The sequence below is a fragment of the Pseudomonas sp. S3E17 genome, from assembly GCF_024168685.1.
Taxonomy (GTDB): domain Bacteria; phylum Pseudomonadota; class Gammaproteobacteria; order Pseudomonadales; family Pseudomonadaceae; genus Aquipseudomonas; species Aquipseudomonas marginalis.
Window position 1 is genome coordinate 4797764 of record NZ_JALJWE010000001.1, and the last position, 19993, is coordinate 4817756.

Annotated in this window: 20 protein-coding genes; 11 read left to right on the forward strand and 9 right to left on the reverse strand. The window is 61.0% G+C overall.

Features of this window, described 5'->3' with window-relative positions:
• Nucleotides 1-35: 35 nt before the first annotated feature.
• From J3D60_RS21715 to J3D60_RS21730, 4 genes are read right to left on the reverse strand one after another with little or no spacing between them, the layout of a single operon-like run.
• Nucleotides 36-755, reverse strand: coding sequence for a PA5502 family lipoprotein (locus J3D60_RS21715; protein WP_065937867.1), 720 nt, complete (start codon nucleotides 753-755; stop codon nucleotides 36-38).
• A 37-nt stretch (nucleotides 756-792) separates the two neighbouring features.
• Nucleotides 793-1581, reverse strand: coding sequence for a zinc ABC transporter permease subunit ZnuB (znuB, locus tag J3D60_RS21720; protein ID WP_253492720.1), 789 nt, complete (start codon nucleotides 1579-1581; stop codon nucleotides 793-795).
• Nucleotides 1574-2359, reverse strand: coding sequence for a zinc ABC transporter ATP-binding protein ZnuC (znuC, locus tag J3D60_RS21725; protein WP_065926855.1), 786 nt, complete (start codon nucleotides 2357-2359; stop codon nucleotides 1574-1576). Before znuC ends, znuB begins: the two co-directional genes overlap by 8 nt.
• Nucleotides 2359-2853, reverse strand: coding sequence for a Fur family transcriptional regulator (locus J3D60_RS21730; RefSeq protein ID WP_169898891.1), 495 nt, complete (start codon nucleotides 2851-2853; stop codon nucleotides 2359-2361). The genes znuC and J3D60_RS21730 overlap by 1 nt, the downstream gene beginning before the upstream one ends.
• Before the next feature lie 46 nt (nucleotides 2854-2899).
• Here J3D60_RS21730 and J3D60_RS21735 point away from each other — a divergent pair, with 46 nt between their 5' ends.
• Nucleotides 2900-3829 (forward strand): zinc ABC transporter substrate-binding protein, encoded by a 930-nt coding sequence (locus J3D60_RS21735; protein ID WP_092356040.1) that lies wholly within the window; start codon nucleotides 2900-2902, stop codon nucleotides 3827-3829.
• 130 nt (nucleotides 3830-3959) lie between these two features.
• On the opposite strand, the gene J3D60_RS21740 is transcribed toward J3D60_RS21735, so the two are convergent.
• Nucleotides 3960-4913 carry a homoserine kinase gene (locus J3D60_RS21740; RefSeq protein WP_253492721.1) on the reverse strand — a complete coding sequence of 318 codons (954 nt, stop codon included), beginning with the start codon at nucleotides 4911-4913 and terminating at the stop codon, nucleotides 3960-3962.
• Nucleotides 4914-4969: 56 nt separating this feature from the next.
• The gene (locus J3D60_RS21745; protein ID WP_060756492.1) at nucleotides 4970-5260 is read right to left on the reverse strand and encodes a DUF2782 domain-containing protein; all 291 of its coding nucleotides are present in this window, start codon (nucleotides 5258-5260) and stop codon (nucleotides 4970-4972) included.
• Nucleotides 5261-5334: 74 nt separating this feature from the next.
• Here J3D60_RS21745 and polA point away from each other — a divergent pair, with 74 nt between their 5' ends.
• Nucleotides 5335-8118: a DNA polymerase I gene (gene polA, locus J3D60_RS21750; protein ID WP_065937863.1), complete on the forward strand. Its 2784-nt coding sequence runs from the start codon at nucleotides 5335-5337 to the stop codon at nucleotides 8116-8118.
• A 269-nt stretch (nucleotides 8119-8387) separates the two neighbouring features.
• On the opposite strand, the gene yihA is transcribed toward polA, so the two are convergent.
• Entirely contained in the window at nucleotides 8388-9029 is a 642-nt protein-coding gene (yihA, locus tag J3D60_RS21755) for a ribosome biogenesis GTP-binding protein YihA/YsxC (protein ID WP_027608030.1), read from the reverse strand.
• Between the two features lie 192 nt (nucleotides 9030-9221).
• Here yihA and J3D60_RS21760 point away from each other — a divergent pair, with 192 nt between their 5' ends.
• The 6 genes from J3D60_RS21760 to J3D60_RS21785 all read left to right on the forward strand — a co-directional run bounded on the left by J3D60_RS21760 (nucleotide 9222) and on the right by J3D60_RS21785 (nucleotide 14804).
• The gene (locus J3D60_RS21760; RefSeq protein WP_027608029.1) at nucleotides 9222-9524 is read left to right on the forward strand and encodes a cytochrome c5 family protein; all 303 of its coding nucleotides are present in this window, start codon (nucleotides 9222-9224) and stop codon (nucleotides 9522-9524) included.
• A gap of 33 nt (nucleotides 9525-9557) precedes the next feature.
• Entirely contained in the window at nucleotides 9558-10184 is a 627-nt protein-coding gene (locus J3D60_RS21765) for a cytochrome c4 (RefSeq protein ID WP_253492723.1), read from the forward strand.
• Nucleotides 10185-10352: 168 nt separating this feature from the next.
• Nucleotides 10353-10988 carry a thiol:disulfide interchange protein DsbA gene (dsbA, locus tag J3D60_RS21770; RefSeq protein WP_027608027.1) on the forward strand — a complete coding sequence of 212 codons (636 nt, stop codon included), beginning with the start codon at nucleotides 10353-10355 and terminating at the stop codon, nucleotides 10986-10988.
• Between the two features lie 10 nt (nucleotides 10989-10998).
• Complete coding sequence (locus tag J3D60_RS21775; protein ID WP_027608026.1) at nucleotides 10999-11877, forward strand: endonuclease/exonuclease/phosphatase family protein; 879 nt, start codon at nucleotides 10999-11001, stop codon at nucleotides 11875-11877.
• Complete coding sequence (locus J3D60_RS21780; protein ID WP_253492725.1) at nucleotides 11874-13940, forward strand: GGDEF domain-containing protein; 2067 nt, start codon at nucleotides 11874-11876, stop codon at nucleotides 13938-13940. Before J3D60_RS21775 ends, J3D60_RS21780 begins: the two co-directional genes overlap by 4 nt.
• Nucleotides 13941-14027: 87 nt before the next feature.
• On the forward strand, nucleotides 14028-14804 hold the full coding sequence (locus J3D60_RS21785) for an N-acetylmuramoyl-L-alanine amidase (protein WP_027608024.1): 777 nt from the start codon (nucleotides 14028-14030) through the stop codon (nucleotides 14802-14804).
• Nucleotides 14805-14812: 8 nt separating this feature from the next.
• On the opposite strand, the gene J3D60_RS21790 is transcribed toward J3D60_RS21785, so the two are convergent.
• Both J3D60_RS21790 and algB read right to left on the reverse strand, forming a co-directional pair.
• The gene (locus J3D60_RS21790; RefSeq protein ID WP_253492727.1) at nucleotides 14813-16600 is read right to left on the reverse strand and encodes a KinB sensor domain-containing domain; all 1788 of its coding nucleotides are present in this window, start codon (nucleotides 16598-16600) and stop codon (nucleotides 14813-14815) included.
• A gap of 10 nt (nucleotides 16601-16610) precedes the next feature.
• On the reverse strand, nucleotides 16611-17957 hold the full coding sequence (algB, locus tag J3D60_RS21795) for a sigma-54-dependent response regulator transcription factor AlgB (RefSeq protein ID WP_065937857.1): 1347 nt from the start codon (nucleotides 17955-17957) through the stop codon (nucleotides 16611-16613).
• A gap of 378 nt (nucleotides 17958-18335) precedes the next feature.
• Here algB and J3D60_RS21800 point away from each other — a divergent pair, with 378 nt between their 5' ends.
• The 3 genes from J3D60_RS21800 to J3D60_RS21810 all read left to right on the forward strand — a co-directional run bounded on the left by J3D60_RS21800 (nucleotide 18336) and on the right by J3D60_RS21810 (nucleotide 19338).
• Nucleotides 18336-18620, forward strand: a complete 285-nt coding sequence (locus J3D60_RS21800; protein ID WP_065938050.1) for a hypothetical protein — start codon at nucleotides 18336-18338, stop codon at nucleotides 18618-18620.
• 83 nt (nucleotides 18621-18703) lie between these two features.
• Nucleotides 18704-18868, forward strand: a complete 165-nt coding sequence (locus J3D60_RS21805; RefSeq protein ID WP_003170804.1) for a DUF1328 domain-containing protein — start codon at nucleotides 18704-18706, stop codon at nucleotides 18866-18868.
• 2 nt (nucleotides 18869-18870) lie between these two features.
• On the forward strand, nucleotides 18871-19338 hold the full coding sequence (locus J3D60_RS21810) for an inhibitor of vertebrate lysozyme family protein (protein ID WP_027608020.1): 468 nt from the start codon (nucleotides 18871-18873) through the stop codon (nucleotides 19336-19338).
• Nucleotides 19339-19993: the final 655 nt, after the last annotated feature.

A 19993-nucleotide genomic window follows, 5' to 3' on the forward strand; every position in this document is an offset into this window, starting at 1 on the left:
CAATTCAAACGTGAGAGGGGCTTGCCCCCGATGCGTTATTCCGCCTTGCGCGGAGTCAGCACAACCTGCGCCGGAATATGCTTAAGAATCTGCCGGTGAATCTTCAGGTCATACCCTGAATCAATGCGCTTCACCCGTTTGGCCAGCAACGTGGCCAGCCACGGGTAGTCCTGGGTGCGCGGCGCCTGGATCGTCACATCGCACTGGTAATTCACCACGTCGGTGGCAATCGCATCCAGTTGATGGCGCAGCGCTTCAATATCAGTAAGGTTCAGCGCCACGGTGGTGCTTGGCGCGGCCGGGTCGATGACCTTGGCCGCGGGCTTGGCTTCGGCGGCCTTGAGGGCCTCTTCGGCTTTATCCAGCTCGACTTTACGGGCGTGGGTGATCGCGCTGTTGACGCCACCGGTCAGCGCCGGCGCCTTGGGCATCAGCGCGCGGGCACGGCTCAGGGCGGTGGCGGCGGCGTTTACGTCGCCTTTTTGCAGCACGATCTGGCTGCGCTGCAGGTAAGCCTCGGCCAATTGACGTTGGTAGGGTTCCAGCGCCGGGTCATTGGGCGACTGGGCCTGCAGTGCGGCCAGTTGGTCTTCGGCGGTGGCCAGCTCACTGCTGGCCAGGTTTTGCTCCAGCTGCGCGATGGCCGCAGCACGCGGATCCGGGGCCTCTGGGGCGGCGGGCGGTGTGCTTTGACAGGCGCCCAGCAGCAGGGAAAACGCGGCAAGGAGCAGATAACGGGAGGTGAACAGCTTCATTCCTGCGACTCTCTATTTGCGCAAAAAGCGAGCAAGTCTACACCCCTCGACGGGGCAGGACAAAACTCAGCAGAAACAGGGCGGCCGCCGTGACTACGATCGACGGTCCGGCCGGCGTGTCCTTGAACCATGACAACGCCAGGCCCCCGCACACTGCCAGCATCCCCAACAGGCTGGCACCGATCGCCATCTGCTCCGGCGAGCGGGCGTGGCGCTGGGCGGCGGCGGCCGGAATGATCAACAGCGATGTGATCAACAATACGCCGACAATCTTCATCGCGACAGCGATCACCACGGCAATCAGCAGCATCAGGGCCATGCGCAACGCGGATACGGGCAAGCCTTCGACCCTGGCCAGTTCTTCATGCACCGTGATGGCCAGCAGTGGGCGCCACAGAGTGACCAACAGCACCAATACTGCGGCGCTGCCGCCGAGAATCCAGGCAAGATCGGTGGGGCTGATCGCCAGCAGGTCGCCGAACAGATAGGCCATCAGGTCGATGCGCACTTCATGCATAAAGCTCAGCACCACCAGGCCCAGGGACAGCGTGCTCGGCGCCAGGATGCCCAGCAGGGTGTCCGAGGCCAGGGGCTGGCGCTGTTGCAGGGTCACCAGCAGCACCGCCAGCAGCAGGCAGCCCACGGTCACGGCGATGGTCGGGCTCACATCCAGCAGGAAGCCCATGGCCACGCCCAGCAGCGCGGCGTGGGACAAGGTGTCGCCAAAGTACGCCATGCGCCGCCAGACCACGAACGAGCCCAGCGGGCCCGCCACCAGCGCCAGAGCCAAGCCTGCCAGCAGGGCGTAAAGCAGAAAATCAGCCATGCTTGCAGCTATCTCCATGAACGTGGGTGTGGGGCGTCGCGGGATCGTCAACGACAGCGCCATGCAGGTCATGGGCGTGATCGTGATGGTGGTGATAGATCGCCAGGCTCTGGGCGTTTTTGCCGAACAGTTCGACGAACGCCGGGTCGCTGCTGACTTGTTCCGGATGGCCGGAGCAGCACACGTGGCGATTGAGGCATACCACCTGGTCGGTGGTGCTCATCACCAGATGCAAGTCATGGGAGACCATCAGCACGCCGCAGCCATGACGGTCGCGCAGGCGGGTAATCAGGCTGTACAGCTCGGCCTGGCCGGCGACGTCGACGCCCTGCACGGGTTCATCCAGCACCAGCAACTCGGGCTCGCGCAACAGGGCGCGGGCCAGCAGCACACGCTGCATTTCGCCGCCGGAGATGCTTTGCACCGGGCTGTCGATGACCTGCTCGGCGCCGACTTCCTTCAGGGCCGCCTGCGCGCGGGCGCGGTCCACACCGGGCACCAGGCGCAAAAACCGCAGTACGGACAAGGGCAAGGTTGGATCAACGTGCAGCTTTTGCGGCATGTAGCCCACGCGCAGCCTGGGCTTGCGCCACACGCTGCCGGTGTCGGGCTTGAGCAAGCCGAGTACGGCGCGCACCAGGGTGGTCTTGCCGGCGCCATTGGGGCCGATCAGGGTGACGATCTGCCCCGGTTCGACGCTCAACGCGATGTTATCCAGCACGTTTTGCCCGGCAAACGTGACGCCGACCTGCTCCAGGCGAATTAACGCATTGCTCATCAAGCCCCCTGGCAGCCCGAGCACAGGCCGACCACTTCGACCGTCTGCCCTTCGACCCGGAAACCTACGTCGGCGGAGCTCTTGATGATGGCGTCGCTGATGCTCTTTTGTTCAAGCTCGATGGCGGCGTGGCACTCGCGGCAGATCAGGAACTGGCCCTGATGCGCGTGTTCCGGGTGGTTGCAGCCGACAAAGGCGTTGAGCGAGGCAATGCGGTGCACCAGGCCGTTTTCCAGCAGGAAATCCAGCGCGCGGTACACGGTCGGTGGAGCGGCGCGGCGGCCGTCCTGCTCGCTGAGCACGCCCAGGATGTCGTAGGCACCCAGGGGCTTGTGGCTCTGCCAGACGAGTTCCAGCACCCGGCGACGCAGGGCGGTCAGGCGCAAGCCTTTCTGTGCGCACAGGGTGTCGGCCTCCGACAGCGCGGTATGCACGCAGTGAGAGTGGTCGTGTGGACGGCTGGCAAGCGGTGTTTTAGGCATGAGCGGCGACAGATATTTGATAGAGACGTTATTATGTTACCCGTTCCTACGTCATTGAGTGGTCATCGTGTCCCGACTTTTTCCCGTTTTTGTCGTATTTGTCACCAGTTTGTTCCTCGCTGGCGCCGCTCAGGCCGAGGTCAAGGTGCTCACGAGCATCAAGCCATTGCAGTTGATTGCCGCTGCCGTGCAGGACGGTGTGGCGGTTCCGGAGGTATTGCTGCCGCCGGGTGCATCGCCCCATAACTTTGCCTTGCGCCCATCCGACGTACGGCGTGTGCAGTCGGTCGATCTGCTGTATTGGATCGGGCCGGACATGGAGGGCTTCCTGCCTCGCGTGCTCAAGGGGCGTACCGCGCCGACCGTAGCGGTTCAAGACCTGCCGGGGATGAAATTGCGTAGGTTCGCCGAAGATAGCCATTCCCACGCCGACGATGCCGACGAACATGACCATGATCACCGCCCGGGGAGCCTGGATGCGCACCTGTGGCTGTCCACGGTGAACGCTCGGGTGATCGCAGCGCGTATGGCCGCTGACCTCAGTGCAGCCGACCCCGTGAACGCCGCGCGTTATCAGAGCAATGCCAAGGCTTTCGACGAGCGCCTTGATGCACTGGATGCGCGCCTGAAAAAACGCCTGGCGAGCATCGGTGACAAACCTTACTTCGTGTTCCACGAAGCCTTTGATTACTTCGAAGACGCCTACGGGCTCAAGCACACTGGCGTGTTCAGCGTTGCTGCCGAAGTGCAGCCTGGCGCCCAGCATGTGGCGGCGATGCGTACGCGTTTGCAGGAAGTGGGCAAGACCTGTGTGTTCAGTGAGCCGCCGTTGCGTCCACGTTTGGCCGAAACTTTGGTGGCAGGTTTGCCGGTGAAGTTGGCGGAATTGGATGCGCTGGGCGGCTACACCCCCGCCACGGCCCAGGGTTATGAGCAGGTGCTGGAAAAGTTGGGGAACGACTTGGCAGGGTGCCTGGAGTCGTTATAAGCCGCAGCGCAGATCAAATGTGGGAGGGGGCTTGCTCCCGATAGCAGAGTGTCAGTCAGTGCATAAGTTGACTGATCTACCGCTATCGGGAGCAAGCCCCCTCCCACATTTTTTTTGCCCGCCTGAACCGTTAAAGGGCGAACGGCAGGTGGACAGTGACGTCTTGGCGTTGCGCCAGCCGATGCTCGAACTCGGCGGGATCGTGGATCAACACATCCTGCCCGGCAAAGGACTCAGCGGCGATCAGGCGCGACAGCCAGAACCGCACGCACGCCACCCGCAGCATGGTCGGCCATAGCTCGGCCTCCTTGGCCGTGAACGGCCGCAGGCCGGCGTAGGCACCCAGCAGCGCTCGGGCGCGCGGGCCATCAATCACGCCATCGGCGTGTGAACACCAGTCATTCAGGGCGATCGCCACGTCGTACAGCATCGGCCCGGAGCAAGCGTTGTAGAAGTCGATCAAGCCCGTCAGGTGCGTGCCTTCGAACATTGCGTTGTCACGGAACAGATCGGCGTGCACATTGGCCCGCGGCAGGGCGAGGATCTCGGCCTTATGGGCTTCAATTTCAGTCAATGCTGCTTGCAGCAGGCTTTGCTGCGCATCGTCCAGGTGCGAAATCAGCTGCGCACCTTCGCTGAGCATCCAGTCCAGACCGCGATCGGTCTTGCGCTCCAGTACCTTCTCGCCTTGTGTCGCCAAGTGCAGATGGCCGAGCAGGTCGCCGACCTGGGCGCAATGCTGTGGGTTGGCGTCCTTGATGTGTTTGCCGGCCAGGCGTGGTTGCAGCAGGGCTGGTTTGCCGGCCAATTCGCGCAGGGCCACGCCATCGGTGGTGCGCAGGGCGTAGGGCACCGGCAGGTCGGCGTCGTGGAGTACGTCGAGCAGTTCGATGAAGAACGGCATTTCCTGCACGGGGCCGCGCTCAACCAGGGTCAGGACGTACTCGCCCTGTTCCAGGCTGATAAAGAAATTGGTGTTTTCGCTACCAGCGGCAATCCCCTGGAAGTCAAGCAGGCGGCCGAGCCCGTAGGGGGCGAGAAAGGTTTCCAGCTCGGGCCGAGCCAGGGGGGTGAACACAGACATGGTTAAAACTGCCAGTACGGGCGCCGCAGTGGGCGGCGCCAATTGAAGTTAAGAAATCATTTCCATTCGAAGATCTTCCATGACGGGATCAGCATATCCGGCTGGTCAGAGCGGATGAAGTTCGCGTCGGTTCCATCCGCGCGTACCAGGAAATACGGAGGCGCGCCTTTTACGGTCACCTTGATTGCATACAGGAAACCGTTCTGACGGTACTCCTGGATAGTCCGGTCGCCTTCCGTGCGAATGGTCACTTCCGGATCACCCGAAGGCGCGCTGTCTGCCGCCATGGCAGCCATCGGAGCGAGTGCAATCAGGCCGGTCAACAGCAGGCGATTGAATGTACGCATGATAACCTTGTCCCTTTGTTTTCATTGGTCCGGCTATTCTAGCGCCTGACCCGCCGAAAAGGTTGATCCTGCTCATGAGCCAAGCCCCCCTCGTCCTGGTGGACGGTTCGTCTTACCTGTACCGCGCGTTCCACGCGCTGCCACCGCTGACCACCTCCAAAGGCCTGCCGACCGGTGCGGTCAAGGGCGTGTTGAACATGCTCAAAAGCCTGCGCAAGCAGTACCCGGACAGCCCGTTCGCGGTAGTGTTCGACGCCAAGGGTGGGACGTTTCGCGATGACATGTACGCCGAATACAAGGCCAACCGCCCAAGCATGCCCGATGACATGCGCGTGCAAATCGAGCCCCTGCACCAGAGCGTGATCGCCCTGGGCTTCCCTTTGCTGTGCGTCGAAGGCGTCGAGGCCGATGACGTGATCGGCACCCTGGCCCGCAGCAGTGCCGCCGCTGACCGTCCGGTGGTGATTTCCACCGGCGATAAGGACATGGCGCAGTTGGTCGACGGGCACATTACCCTGGTCAACACCATGACCGGTAGCTCGATGGACATCGAGGGCGTAAAGGAGAAATTTGGCGTCGCTCCGGAGCAGATCATCGACTATCTGGCGTTGATGGGCGATTCGTCCGACAACATCCCGGGCGTTCCGGGCATTGGTCCGAAGACCGCTTCCGGCCTGCTGGTAGGCGTGAACGGCGGCCTCAAAGAGCTTTATGAACAGCTGGACATTGTGCCGAGCCTGCCGATCCGCGGTGCCAAGACGCTGCCGGCGAAGCTGGAAGAGCATAAGGAGATGGCATTCCTCTCCTATCAGTTGGCGACGATCAAGATCGATGTGCCGCTGGACGTGGGTCTGGACGATTTGCACCTGATTGAACCGGATCGCGAAAAGTTGCTGGAGCTTTACACCCTGCTGGAGTTCAAGAGCTGGTTCGATGAGATTCAGCGCGATGCCAAGCGAGTGGAGCTCAAGGCCGCGCCTGTTGCCGAAGAGGTTATTGAAGCTACGCCTGCGGCACCTGCAGAAACGACCTACACCACGATCCTCGACCAAGCCACATTCGATGCCTGGCTGAAGAAGCTCAACGGCGCGACGTTGTTCGCTTTCGACACCGAAACCACCGGGATCGACGCTCAACAGGCGCAACTGGTGGGGGTTTCCTTCGCCGTGCAGCCCCATGAAGCCGCCTACATCCCGCTGACCCATTCCTACATCGGTGCGCCGCAGCAGCTGGATCGCGACACCGTGCTGCTGGCCTTGAAGCCATTATTGGAAGACCCGAGCAAGCTCAAGGTCGGCCAGCACGCCAAGTTCGACATGAATATCCTGGCCAACTGTGCCATCGGCGGCGACCCGGCGAATGGCATCAGCGTGCGCGGTATCGCGTTCGACACCATGCTTGAATCCTACGTGTTGAATTCCACTGCGACCCGCCATGACATGGACAGCCTGGCCAAGAAGTACCTGGACTACCACACCGTCAGTTTCCAGGACATCGCCGGCAAAGGCGCCAAGCAGCTGACCTTCGACCAGATCCCGCTCGAGCAGGCTGGCCCTTATGCTGCCGAAGATGCGGACGTGACGCTGCGCCTGCATCAGGCATTGCACGCACAGCTCACCGCCATCCCGAGCCTGGCAAGTGTGCTGACGGACATCGAAATCCCCCTGGTACCGGTGCTGGCGCGTATCGAACGCCAGGGCGCCCTGGTGGATGCGCAGTTGCTCGGTGTCCAGAGCATCGAGTTGGGCAACAAGATGGTTGAGCTGGAGCGCCAGGCGTTCGAGATCGCCGGCGAAGAGTTCAACCTGGGTTCGCCCAAGCAGCTCGGCGCGATTCTCTACGAGAAACTCGGCCTGCCGGTGCTGAAAAAGACGGGCAAGGGCCAGGCATCCACGGCAGAGGAAGTGCTGGCCAAGCTGGCCGAAGATGACTATCCGCTGCCCAAGGTACTGATGCAGTACCGCAGCATGAGCAAGCTGAAAAGCACTTACACCGACCGCTTGCCGGAGCAGATCAACCCGCGGACCGGGCGTGTTCACACCTCTTACCATCAGGCGGTGGCGGCGACCGGGCGGCTGTCTTCCAGCGACCCGAACCTGCAGAACATCCCGGTGCGCACCGCCGAAGGGCGACGCATCCGCCAGGCATTTGTCGCGCCCAAGGGCTACAAACTGCTGGCGGCGGACTATTCGCAGATCGAGCTGCGGATCATGGCGCACCTGTCCAAGGACGAGGGGCTGATGAATGCGTTCCGCAACGACCTGGACGTGCATACCGCCACCGCGGCCGAGGTGTTCAAGGTCGAATTGGCTGAGGTCACCTCCAATCAGCGTCGCAGTGCCAAGGCGATCAACTTTGGCCTGATCTACGGCATGGGGGCACAGAAGCTCGGCAAGGACATCGGTGTCGATACCAAGACCGCAAAGGCTTACATCGATGTGTACTTCGCCCGCTACCCAGGGGTTCGCGAGTACATGGAGCGCACCCGCGCCCAGGCTGCCGATCAAGGCTACGTGGAAACCTTCTTCGGACGTCGGCTGTATTTGCCGGATATCAACTCCAACAAGCCCCAGGAGCGCGCGGCCGCAGAACGCACGGCGATCAACGCGCCCATGCAGGGCACGGCGGCGGATATCATCAAGAAAGCCATGGTGCTGGTGGATAACTGGCTGACCGCGTCGGGCCTGGATGCCAAGGTGATCCTGCAGGTACACGATGAACTGGTGCTGGAGGTGCGTGAGGATCTGGTGGCAGAGGTCAGCGAGAAGATTCGCGAGCACATGAGTGCGGCGGCGCAGTTGGATGTGCCGTTGGTGGTGGACGTTGGCGTTGGCGACAACTGGGACGAAGCGCACTGATTTGGCGGCGCCGCCACCACCGGGCGTGGTGGCGGAATGCTTTAGATCGGAAATCCGCTGCAGTTATTTCCAATAGTTTTTTGAACCTGCCGGAACTTAACCTGTGAACTGCTACTCAGAGTTACTGAATGGGTGGTGAAGCCCTTCAATGCTCCTATGTTGTGTTAAGTGTTGGCAGATATCCGGACCCCGCCCTAGCGGTCCGGTACTTGAACCCCGAACTTCCCCTCCCCATACGAAGTCCGGGGTTTTTTTTGCCCGCAGAAAAGTTACTCGGCGAGTTCCGCGCCTTTATCAGCCAACTCCATCCAGCCGGCCAGCACGGTATAGGCATCTTCCAGGCCCATGCGCTTGGGGGCCGAGAACAGCTGGATGGTGATTGTGTCACCCCAACCCTTGCGGATTTCGGACTGCACTTTAAGCAGGGTGTTCTTGGCGGCGCCGTAGGTGAGCTTGTCGGCCTTGGTCAGCAGGATATGCATCGGCATGCCGCTGGCGACCGCCCAATCAAGCATCAGCAGGTCGAAGTCGGTCATTGGATGACGGATATCCATCATCAGGATCAACCCCTTCAAACTCTCCCGGCCACCCAGGTAAGCCTCCAGGTGACGCTGCCAGTGCAGCTTCAGCGGGATAGGTACTTTTGCATAACCGTAGCCCGGCAGGTCGACCAGACGCCGATCATCGTCTAGCTTGAAGAAGTTGAGTAACTGCGTGCGGCCCGGGGTTTTCGAGGTGCGCGCGAGGCTGGCGTGGGTCAGGGTGTTCAGTGCGCTGGATTTACCGGCGTTGGAGCGACCGGCAAAGGCGACTTCAAAGCCTTCGTCATCGGGGCATTGGTCAACTTTGGCGGCGCTGAGCATGAAGGTGGACTGTTGGCACAGGCCGAGGATGGGGTTCTTGAGTTGCATGAGATTTCCGATGTGGGCGGTGCCGAAAAAGGGTGCGGCAAGCGGTGTCGTTTCCGTTTCAGTAGCGCCAGTATATAATGCCGCAGATTTTGTGTGTGCTTTGTCCCAGCGAAGGATGAAGTTCACGGGAGCGATAGACCTTTATTGCGCATTAGAACGCAAAACGCTCTCAAACCCTGAACAGGTCGATGTATGACCCGATGGTTGCTCGCTTTCGGTGCCCTGGTTCCGCTGTATGGCGCTCAGGCTACACAGGATCCGGAAGCGGTGTACAACCGAGTTTGCGTGGCTTGCCATGCCGGCCAACTGCCGAACGCCCCGAAACGGGGTGACCAGGCAGCCTGGGCGCCAAGACTGGCGCAGGGCATGGACACGCTGGTGCAACACGTGACCCAGGGTTTCAAGGCAATGCCGCCGCGTGGTTTGTGCATGGACTGCAGTACCGAGGATTACCAGGCCATCATTGAGTTGATGGTGAGTAAACCCGGTAGATAACTCTTAAACCCTTAGCCGTAGTTGGATTAGCTGATGAACAAACTGATCGTGAGTCTGCTGTTGACCTTGGGCATCACCGGTGTTGCCGTCGCCGCAGAGGGCCCCCTTAAAGGTGATGCCACTGCCGGTCAAGCGAAAGCCGCCGTATGTGGTGCCTGCCATGGGCCGGATGGTAACAGCCCGGCGCCGAACTTCCCCAAATTGGCCGGCCAGGGTGAGCGTTACCTGACCAAGCAGATGCACGACATCAAGGATGGCAAGCGCACGGTCCTGGAAATGACCGGCCTGCTGACCAACCTTAGTGACCAGGACCTGGCAGACATCGCGGCTTATTTTGCCAGCCAGAAAGGCAGTGTGGGAGCTGCTGATCCGAAACTGGTGGCCCGTGGTGAGAAACTGTTCCGCGGCGGTGACCTGGATAAAGGCCTGCCTGCCTGCACCGGTTGCCACTCGCCCAATGGCGCGGGCATAGCCGCCGCCGGCTTCCCGCACCTGAGCGGCCAGCACGCTACCTACATTGCCAAGCAGCTGACCGATTTCCGTAAGGAAGAGGCCGGGCGAGTTAATGATGGCGACGCGGCAATCATGCGCACCATCGCTCGCAAGCTGAGTGATGAAGACATTGCGGCGGTCTCCAGCTACATCCAGGGCCTGCACTAAGGTGCACGCAACGTTAACGCTCGATTAATCCATCGATGCAAGCATAAAAAGGGTGGCTTAGGCCGCCCTTTTTTGTGGCCGCTGCCGTTACACTAACGAACTCATGCCCGCGTAGACCTGTCACAACAAAGGTCGCGTGAGGCGACTTTATTTGTCCAGGAGTAAAGCATGCGTAATCTGATCCTCAGCGCCGCTCTCGTCACTGCCAGCCTCTTCGGCATGACCGCGCAAGCTGCCGATGTGCCGCTTGAAGCCGGTAAAACCTACGTTGAATTGGCCAACCCAGTGCCGGTTTCGGTACCGGGCAAGATCGAGGTGGTGGAGCTGTTCTGGTACGGCTGTCCGCATTGCTACGCTTTTGAGCCGGTCATCAACCCTTGGGTCGAGAAGCTGCCCAAGGACGTGAACTTCAAGCGCATCCCCGCCATGTTCGGCGGCCCATGGGATGCCCACGGCCAACTGTTCCTGACCCTGGAAGCCATGGGGGTGGAGCACAAGGTCCACAACGCGGTATTCGACGCCATCCAGAAACAAGGCAAGCGCCTGACCAAGCCGGACGAAATGGCTGACTTCATTGCCACCCAAGGCGTCGACAAGGACAAGTTCCTGGCCACCTTCAACTCCTTCGCCATCCAGGGCCAGATCAAGCAGGCCAAGGAGCTGGCGCAGAAGTACGGCGTGCAAGGCGTACCGACCATGATTGTCAACGGCAAGTACCGTTTCGACCTGGGCACCACCGGTGGTCCTGAAGCGACCCTCAACGTTGCCGACCAGTTGATCGCCAAAGAACGCGCAGCCAAGTAAGGGGCTCCTCATGCGCCGCTGGGGTACTGAACGTGTGGTTGGCCTGCGTGAACCGCAGGTCAACGAACATCACCTGGAGTCCACAGGTTTGCCGGCAGACAACCGCCTGCGCCTGCTCAGCTTCAATATCCAGGTGGGCAACAGCACCGAGAAGTACCGGCACTACCTCACCCGTGGCTGGCAGCATTTGCTGCCCCACAACGGCCGGGCCGGTAACCTGCAGAAGATCGGCGACCTCTTGAATGATTTCGACCTGGTCGCCCTGCAGGAAGCCGACGGCGGCAGCATGCGTTCCGGCTATATCAATCAGGTCGAACACCTGGCGCACCTCGGGGCCTTCCCCTACTGGTACCAGCAGCTCAATCGCAACCTCGGGCGCCTGGCGCAGCACAGTAATGGTGTGCTCAGCCGTTTGAAGCCCACCTCCATCGAAGATCACCCATTGCCGGGCCCCAAGGGGCGCGGGGCGATTCTCGTGCGGTTTGGCGAAGGCCCTGAGGCCTTGGTGGTGGTGATGATGCACCTGGCGCTCGGGGGGCGTACGCGCAACCTGCAGTTGGCCTACGTGCGCGACCTGATTGGCAACTACAAGCATCAGGTGTTGATGGGTGACATGAACACCCATGCGAACGACCTCCTGCTGAATTCCCCGTTGCGTGACCTCGGGCTACTGGCGCCGCAAGTCGAAGCCACGTTCCCCAGCTGGCGCCCGCAACGCTGTCTTGACCATATCCTGCTCAGCCCGACCCTCACACTCGAGAGTGTGCAGGTATTGGCGCAGCCCATCTCCGATCACCTGCCAGTCGCGGTAGAGATTCGTCTGCCGGGTTCGCTCACGGCTGATGCATTGCCCGCGTTGAGCCCCGGCCCTCGCGGACCCCTTGCATGAGCGACGACGCCCAGCGCTGGAAAGAAAAATACCTGTTAAGCATCGAGCAACAAGAAAAGCTTGAACGCCGTTGGGCTGCTCGCCTCGACCTGCTGCGTCGTGGGCTGGTGCGCAGCACACTGGCGGCGGAAGGCACCGACCGCGCGGTTGACCAATGCATGAAGGAAATGCGCGACGTCGTGCGTACCGACGACATGGATGCCGCCCTCGCCGCCTTGCTGCCGCGCCTGGAGAAGGCGGTACTGGATTCGGAGCAACGCCGCGAAACCCGGATCGAGCAGATGAGCACCGCACTGACCTCCCTGGTCACGCAGTTGCAAAAGCTGCCGCTGCCCCGTGAGGTCGCCCGTCCGCTGAAAACCTTTGCCAAGCAGTTGGATGGCCGCGTCAGCCAGGCGCGTGAGATTCCCTTGTTGCTCAGCGAGTTGAGCAGCCTGCAAGGGCAGGCGCTGGATAACCTGGAGCCGGACGGTGAAACCGTGCGTCCCGGGCCGGGTTTGTTGCAACGCCTGTTTGGTGCCAAGGACGCTTCGAGCGAGGCGCCGGCCAGCGAGCCCATCCCCAGTCCGCCGCCGGCCCCTGTTGCCCCCAAGCCCGCCGCCGAGCCCCAGGAGCCCGAACAGTCCGACGAATTGACGCAAGCGTTGCGAGCCTTTGCGCCGCAGCCTCAGGCGCCGGTTTCCGCGCAGCCCGAAGCCGCAGCGCCCGCCAAGGCTGCCGATGTCGCCAGTGAAAAGTTTGTGTACGAGGCGCCTGCCCAAAGGGCCGCAGTAGCTGCGCCTGCCGACCTATCTCCAGCACCTGTCGAGCCCTGGGAGCCTGAGCCGCAGGTGGAAGAGCCCGCCTCTGAAAACGCGCTCGCCGCCTTTATCGAAACGCCGCAGGTTGCCGTCGAGGCGCCGCAGGAGACGGTGATCGGCAGCCTCTCGTTCCCTCCGGTTCTTGACGTCGAAGAACCGGACCCCGACGAACTTCAATCGGATGGCCTCTACTCCCTGCCGGATTCACCAGAGCCATCGTACAGCTCCGTGGCCAAGCACATCGAAGACACCCTGATCGGTCTGCTTGAGGAGTTGGCCTTGCCCGAGCGCCATCGGCCCCAGGCCGAAGCCATGCGTGAGCGCTTGGCCCACGGCTTGAATTGGTACGAATTGCTGCCGATCCTCGATGACCTGGCGGTGCTGATGCTGGCGATCACCGACAGCGGCCAGCACGAGTTTGAGGCTTACCTCAAACAGCTCAACGAACGCCTTGAAGCCTTCCAGGGCCATCTGCAGGTGGCCAGCGACGGCCATGCCGACAGCCGCTCCGCGGCCAGGGAGCTGGACACACAGATTCGCGAACAGGTCGACGGCCTGCAAAGCAGTGTCCAGGAAGCGGCGGACCTGGACAGCCTCAAGCAGGTGCTCGAAAGCCATCTGGAGGGTTTGCTCGGGACCATGGACGAGCACCAGCAACAACGTGACCAGCGCGAGCAGGAAGTGGCGGCGCGTCTGAAAGGCCTGGCCGAGCGGGTCGCCAATATGGAGCAGGAAGCCCAGGGTTACCGTGAGCACCTGGAGGTGCAACGCCAGAAGGCCCTGGTCGATCCGCTCACCGGTTTGCCTAACCGTGCGGCCTGGAGCGAGCGTCTGGACCATGAGGTCAATGCCTGGCACCAGCGTGGCAATAGCCTGTCGCTGGCGATGTTGGACCTGGATCACTTCAAGCGCATCAACGATGGCTACGGCCATCTGGCGGGTGACAAGGTGCTGAAAATCATCGCCAACGTCCTGCGCAAGCGCCTGCGCCCCAATGACTTTATCGCGCGTTTTGGCGGTGAGGAGTTTGTGTTGCTGATGCCTGACTCGTCCCTCTCGGACGCCCTGGCAGTGGGTGAAGTACTGCGTGCTGCGATTGCCGCCTGCCCGTTCCACTTCAAGGGCGAGCCGGTGACGATTACCGTGTCCATGGGCGTGGCGCAACTGCAGCCGGGTGAGCGCAGTGAGCTGGCGCTCAAGCGGGCCGACGAAGCGTTGTATCGGGCCAAGGCGGCTGGGCGTAATCAGGTGCAGGCCGCGTAAAAGGCGTTCCATCGTGTAATTTGACCGCTGGCCACAAACGGTACGTTACACTGTTGCATTATCGTCTTCAGCGTACTGTCTTCCGCCATGAAATCCTTGTACTTCGCCTGTGTATTTCTTCTGCTCGCCGGCTGCGCCAGTGGTCCGCGCCTGGACACCCGCCACCCTTCGGCGAATCACGACAACCGCGTGCAGTTCGTGGTCGTGCACTACACCTCCACTAACCTTGAGCGTTCCCTCGCCCTGCTGACCCACGGCCAGGTCAGCGCTCACTACCTGATCGGTGACGATGCCGGCGCCACCATCTACAAGCTGGTGGATGAGAGCCAACGTGCCTGGCATGCGGGAGAAAGCGAGTGGATGGGGCGTACCTGGCTCAACTCCAGCTCCATCGGCATCGAGATCGTAAACCCTGGCTACAAGGACACCCCCACAGGCCGCTTGTGGTACCCGTACTCGGAGGCCCAAGTGAAATCATTGGTGGTGTTGCTCAAGGACATCAGCAAGCGCAATGGCATCGACCCCAGGAACATCATCGGCCATAGCGATATCGCACCCCTGCGCAAGCTCGACCCGGGGCCGCTGTTCCCCTGGAAGCGCCTGGCCGATGAAGGCCTGAGTGTGTGGCCGGATGCCCAGGCCGTCGCCCGTTTCCAGGTGCAGTACGCCGCTGAATTGCCGAGCATTACCTGGTTCCAGGAAGAATTGGCGCTCCTCGGTTACCCGACACCCCAGACGGGTGAGTTGGATGTCGCCACGCGCCATGTGATCGCGGCGTTCCAGATGCGCTTCCGGCCATCCCGGTTCGATGGCGTGCCGGATGCCGAAAGTGCTGCCATCCTGCGTGCCCTGAACCGGCGCTAAGCTGGCGCCTACAAGGGCAGCGCCATATAGAACTGGGTGCCCTGCCCCGGCCGCGAATACACCCCCATGCGGCCGCCGTGCAATTGCACGATCTCCTTGCACAGCGCCAGCCCCAGGCCGGCGCCGCCCTTCTTGCGCCCAACCTGGACAAAGGGTTCGAAGATACGCCCTTGCTGGCCATAAGCGATACCTTCGCCGTTGTCTTCGACGCTGATAATCACCCGCTCGCCATGACGTCGCGCTTGCAGGCGAATCTGCCCGCCGTCGGCGGTATGACGCAGGGCATTGCCCAACAGGTTGTCGAGCACCCGTTCCAATTGCGCCTGGTCGGCATACAGCCGTGGCAGGTCGGATTGCACTTCTACCAGCAGTTCGATGTGTTGCGCATTGGCGGGCTCCGCAAAGCGCGCGCGGGCGTGTTCGAGCAGATCGGTCACGTCGCAGGGGCCCAAGGTGAGTTTCTGCAGGCCATTCTGGTAGCGCGAGAAATTGAGCAGGTCGTTGATCAACTGCATCAGGCGCTGCATTTCTTCATTGACCGTATCCAGCAGGTCCGCTTCACGGGAGTCCGGCGGGAACTTCGCGCGTTCACGGAACAGGCCGAACGCCATATGCATGCCGGTCACCGGCGTGCGCAGTTCATGGGAGGCGCGCAAGACGAATTCGCTGCGTACCCGCTCGAAGGCGCGCTGTTCGGTGACGTCGTGCAGCACCATCACCGCCCCAAGGATATGTCCCTGGGTATGGCTGACGGGGGTGAGGCTGTAGGTCAGCAGACGCAGTTCGCCCTCGACTTCGACTTCCAGATCCTCCGGCGCGCGCTCCAAATTGCCGCCGCGCAACACCAGTTGCAGTTGTTCATCCAGCTCCGGGCGCACCAGGGCTTCGCCAAGGCCTTGGCCGAGGCGTTCCTCGTCCCAGCCCAATTGGCGCTGTGCAACGGGATTGAGATGCTCCAGGCGGCCTTGGCGGTCGATCATCAGCAGGCCGTCGTCGATGCTGTCGAGCACGGCTTGCAGGCGTTGCTGGCCGGCCAGCAGTTCGTCAACGTTAGTCGCCTGATGCTGGCGCACAGCCTCGGCCATAAGGCCGAAGCGGCGGGTCAACAGGTTCATTTCCGCTGCCGAAGAAAGCGGCAGCGTCACTTCAAAATCGCCCTGGCCGATCTTGTCCGCTGCTTTTGCCAGCGCTTCGATCGGGCCGCCAAATCGCCGGGCGATGCCATGGGCCGTGACAAATCCGATGATCAGCACTGCAAGGCCCACCAACCCCAGCAAACCGGCGATCAGCAAGGCGCGTGCGCGGGATTTGTGTTCGCTGGTGCTGATGTTTTCCAAGGCCTGCTTATGTTCGGCAATCAGCCCGTTACGCAGCACATTGAAGGTTTCGGTGAGTTTTTCCTTGCTGCCCGGTGGTGGCGAAGCCTGCTGGGATTGCTCGAAGGCGTCCAGCAGGTCCTGGTATTGGGCTCGCGCCTGGCTGAAGCCGTGGCTACGGCCGTCGCGTTGCTCATGGGCGATGCCTTGGTCCAGCAGGTCGAAGTAATGCTGCTTGGAGCTTTGCAATGCCTGCGGATCGGGGCGATGTTCCAGCATCATGATCAGCTGGTCGCCCAGGCTTTGGCGCAGTTTGAGCCCCAGGTCCAGCGTGACGAAGTTGCTGCGAATCAGAGACTCCTGGGTCTTGGCCATTTGCATGACGCTGACCAGACCCAGGATCAGACCCAGCAGGGCGACGGTGATCAGCGCTGAGATACTCAGGAACAATCGAGTGCGCAGTTTCATCGCGAGCTTCATAGGGTGCAGCTCACAGGTTGTACTGTTTGCGTTTGCGGTACAGGGTCGACGCGTCGATGCCGAGGGTGCGGGCGGCCTGGTCCAGGGTATCGCTGGTGGCCAGTACGGCGCCGATATGGGCTTTCTCCAGCTCGTCCAGGCTCAGCGCCGCGCCAATGCGCGGGGCGTTATTGGTCGGTTGTTCGGCCATGCCGAGGTGGATGATTTCGACCTTTTCCTGTGGGCAGATGATGCTGGCGCGTTCCACCACGTTGCGCAGTTCGCGGATATTGCCTGGCCAGCGATAGTTGAGCAGCGCTTCGCGCGCCTGATCACTGAAGCCTCGTGCCGGGCGGGCGTATTCCTTGACGAAGCGCGCCAGGAAACGGTCTGCCAGGGTGAGGATGTCTTCACTGCGCTCGCGCAGCGGGGGCAGGTGCAAGGTGATGACATTGAGTCGATACAGCAAGTCTTCACGGAAGCGGCCGTCGCGCACCATGTCTTCCAGGTTCAGGTTGGTGGCGGCCAGGATACGCACATCGGCGCGACGGGTGACCGGGTCGCCCACGCGCTCATACTCCTTGTCCTGGATAAATCGCAGCAACTTGGGTTGCAGAGTGAGGGGAAAGTCGCCGATCTCGTCGAGAAACAGCGTACCGCCGTCCGCCTGGTTGACTCGGCCCAACGTGCTCTCACTGGCGCCGGTAAAGGCACCACGGCTATGGCCAAACAGCTCGCTTTCCATCAGTTCTGCCGTCAGCGACGGACAGTTGATGGTCACGCAGGATTTCTTCGCGCGCTTGCTCCAGCCGTGAATGGCCCGGGCCAGTTCGCCTTTACCCGTGCCGGACTCGCCGAGGATCAGGATGTTGGCATCGGTGCCCGCCACCTGGCGTGCGGTTTCCAGCACAACCATCATTGACGGGCTGTGGGAGTCGAGGCCGTCTTTCTGCTGGCGTACCGCGCCTTCCAATGCTTCCAGGCGCGCAGAAAGTTGGCGTACTTCCAGCTGTTTGGCGGTGGCCAGGCGAAGTTGGTCAGGGCTGCAAGGCTTGACCAGGTAGTCGGCGGCACCGGCCTGGATCGCGTCCACGGCGGTATCCACGGCGGAATGGGCGGTCACGATCACCACGCGCATCCACGGCGCCTGGATACGCATCTGGGCCAATACCACCAGGCCATCGTCTTCACCCAGGCGCAGGTCCAGGAAGCACAGGTCGAACACCTGGCGTTGCATCAAGGCATCGGCTTGGGCGGCGCTGTTGGCGGTGGCGACGGTGTAGCCTTCATCTTCCAGGCAATAACGGAAGGTGCGGAGGATCGCGGACTCGTCATCCACTAAAAGAATGCGGCCTTGAAGTTCCTTGGCTGATTCCATCTGTCCCGCGCTCCTTAACTATATAAATGATGGTGTTTAGTCCCGGAATAATCGGGCAAGTTGCATGGTTTATTCTGATCGATAAAAGGCGATGTCGTGCAGCTATCTGCGCGGCTTCCTACGAAGTCCCGCCGGATAGCGTTTTGATGCTGCCTTCCCCTTCGGCACCACCCTCTGTGCTTTCTATCCCTTCATCCGACCACTGACCATCGTGCATTTCGCACGGCGTAGTGGGGGGCATCGTGCAGGATGCTGGGCGATTGACCTAACGCATATATTTAACGTCTTGATTTTATTGGTTTTTATTTTATAAAAAAGCTGGCATGCGCTCTGCAATAGCTATCCCAACGAATAATCAGAATGTGGGAGAAATGCAGCATGACTCGCCAAAGCCTCAGCCAACTGCGTGTATCGCCACTGCGCTTGCAACAAGGGCTGTTTGCCAGCTTGGCCCTGATGGTCACGCTGATTGCAGGCCAGCAGTTGCAGCAATGGCAGCAGAGTCAGCAGCAAGCCCCATCGTTCGACCGTCCGGTAACGACCCAGACCCATTTCAGTTCCATTGGCACCCGTAGCGCCGATGTAACCGCCCCGCAATTGCGTGTGGCCGACCAGGATTCCACCCTGGGCGAGCTGCCGACTCAAGAGCGTTGGGTGTTTTAAGCAAGAACGTCGGTCGCTTGATGTCGAGCGCCCGTCCGGCACTACCGCTGTTACCTCTTAAAAGAAGCGTAAGGAGAATCACCATGTTGAGTTGGGCAATCACATTTCTGATCATCGCCATTGTGGCTGCAGTCCTGGGCTTCGGTGGTATCGCGGGCACCGCCACGGGTATCGCCAAGATTCTCTTTGTCGTCTTCCTGGTGATGTTCATAGCTTCGTTCTTCTTTGGTCGTCGCGGCCGAGGCTGAATATGACCACTTTGTCCCTCAAAGCCATTGCTGCCGCCCTGCTCTTGGGCGGCAGCGGCTTGGCGATGGCCGCCAATGATGGCCAATCCCGAGCCAACGAATTGCTCAGTGCGGACCCGCAATACCGCGAGACCTGGCAAGGCGTGGTGAAGAAAGAAGAGCGCCTGCCGGAATGGGTGATGAACCTGTCGGGCACGGCCGAGCAAATGAATGCCGTGGAAGAAGATGGCGACAAGTACCTGGTGGGGCCGCTCTGCGAGACTGCGGATACATGCCTCCAAAAGCGCCTGATCGTCGCCTTCAGCCTCGACAAGGAAGATGCCTACGCCATGTTGGTGGAAGTCCCGGCCGGTTTGCCGGCGGACAAGTCTCCGACCCGGCACGCCGATTATCGGTTTATCGGTAAGCCGGACGAAGGCATGCAAAAGCTGCTCATGGAGCAGCTGAAGAAAGATCCGAATTGGTACTAGGTTGCGTCTGACGCGTCTGTCGTCTGCGCAATCAGCGTCCATGGAAAGAAGCCCCGCGCTTCTTTCTGTCTGCATTGCCCGCCAAGGGTGATGCATGACCAGGGGGCCGGGTTGCTCTGATCAATCGGGATCGGCGTGACCTACGGGCACAGGGAGTGCCTGCGCAAGGGCCGGGTCAGGCGAAAAGCTGCGACGCAGGTTCACAAGCCCACGGCTTGCTGAACTTGCGGCGGGCTTGTGACTCTTATTCCCGCTTCATATGCCGCCCATAGCCGCAAATCCTGATTTTGCTTTCGACCAACCATTTCTGGGTGTGTCGGGGCGACCATCTATCGAGAAAGTTTTGCCCGCGCCATAGGACGTTTCCGACGCTCGACCGCAGAGTTCTCGGGCATTTCTGCCAACCTTTCGAAGACGTGCTGAATCTCTGCGCGAGCCTGAATTGGCCGGTTCACGGCATATTCACCGGACAAAATGTCACATTTGAACTGACCGTTCGGACAGTTATTATGAAAAAAAGTCATGCCGATTTGGCATGGGGTAGGCGTTTACGGCATTAGACGTCGTCCCCTTGCATGGGAATAGTTGCGCCTTTTTTCGCCTGCCAGTAAGCCATTTCGGCCATGCTGCGGTGACCTTCCATGGAGGCAGATGC

Bases quoted from the DNA above. Each gene is read 5' to 3' on its own strand.
- J3D60_RS21715 (WP_065937867.1), bottom strand. From the start codon at position 755: ATGAAGCTGTTCACCTCCCGTTATCTGCTCCTTGCCGCGTTTTCCCTG.
- znuB (WP_253492720.1), bottom strand. From the start codon at position 1,581: ATGGCTGATTTTCTGCTTTACGCCCTGCTGGCAGGCTTGGCTCTGGCG.
- znuC (WP_065926855.1), bottom strand. From the start codon at position 2,359: ATGAGCAATGCGTTAATTCGCCTGGAGCAGGTCGGCGTCACGTTTGCC.
- J3D60_RS21740 (WP_253492721.1), bottom strand. From the start codon at position 4,913: ATGTCTGTGTTCACCCCCCTGGCTCGGCCCGAGCTGGAAACCTTTCTC.
- J3D60_RS21745 (WP_060756492.1), bottom strand. From the start codon at position 5,260: ATGCGTACATTCAATCGCCTGCTGTTGACCGGCCTGATTGCACTCGCT.
- polA (WP_065937863.1), top strand. From the start codon at position 5,335: ATGAGCCAAGCCCCCCTCGTCCTGGTGGACGGTTCGTCTTACCTGTAC.
- yihA (WP_027608030.1), bottom strand. From the start codon at position 9,029: ATGCAACTCAAGAACCCCATCCTCGGCCTGTGCCAACAGTCCACCTTC.
- J3D60_RS21760 (WP_027608029.1), top strand. From the start codon at position 9,222: ATGACCCGATGGTTGCTCGCTTTCGGTGCCCTGGTTCCGCTGTATGGC.
- J3D60_RS21765 (WP_253492723.1), top strand. From the start codon at position 9,558: ATGAACAAACTGATCGTGAGTCTGCTGTTGACCTTGGGCATCACCGGT.
- dsbA (WP_027608027.1), top strand. From the start codon at position 10,353: ATGCGTAATCTGATCCTCAGCGCCGCTCTCGTCACTGCCAGCCTCTTC.
- J3D60_RS21775 (WP_027608026.1), top strand. From the start codon at position 10,999: ATGCGCCGCTGGGGTACTGAACGTGTGGTTGGCCTGCGTGAACCGCAG.
- J3D60_RS21780 (WP_253492725.1), top strand. From the start codon at position 11,874: ATGAGCGACGACGCCCAGCGCTGGAAAGAAAAATACCTGTTAAGCATC.
- J3D60_RS21785 (WP_027608024.1), top strand. From the start codon at position 14,028: ATGAAATCCTTGTACTTCGCCTGTGTATTTCTTCTGCTCGCCGGCTGC.
- J3D60_RS21790 (WP_253492727.1), bottom strand. From the start codon at position 16,600: ATGAAGCTCGCGATGAAACTGCGCACTCGATTGTTCCTGAGTATCTCA.
- algB (WP_065937857.1), bottom strand. From the start codon at position 17,957: ATGGAATCAGCCAAGGAACTTCAAGGCCGCATTCTTTTAGTGGATGAC.
- J3D60_RS21800 (WP_065938050.1), top strand. From the start codon at position 18,336: ATGACTCGCCAAAGCCTCAGCCAACTGCGTGTATCGCCACTGCGCTTG.
- J3D60_RS21805 (WP_003170804.1), top strand. From the start codon at position 18,704: ATGTTGAGTTGGGCAATCACATTTCTGATCATCGCCATTGTGGCTGCA.
- J3D60_RS21810 (WP_027608020.1), top strand. From the start codon at position 18,871: ATGACCACTTTGTCCCTCAAAGCCATTGCTGCCGCCCTGCTCTTGGGC.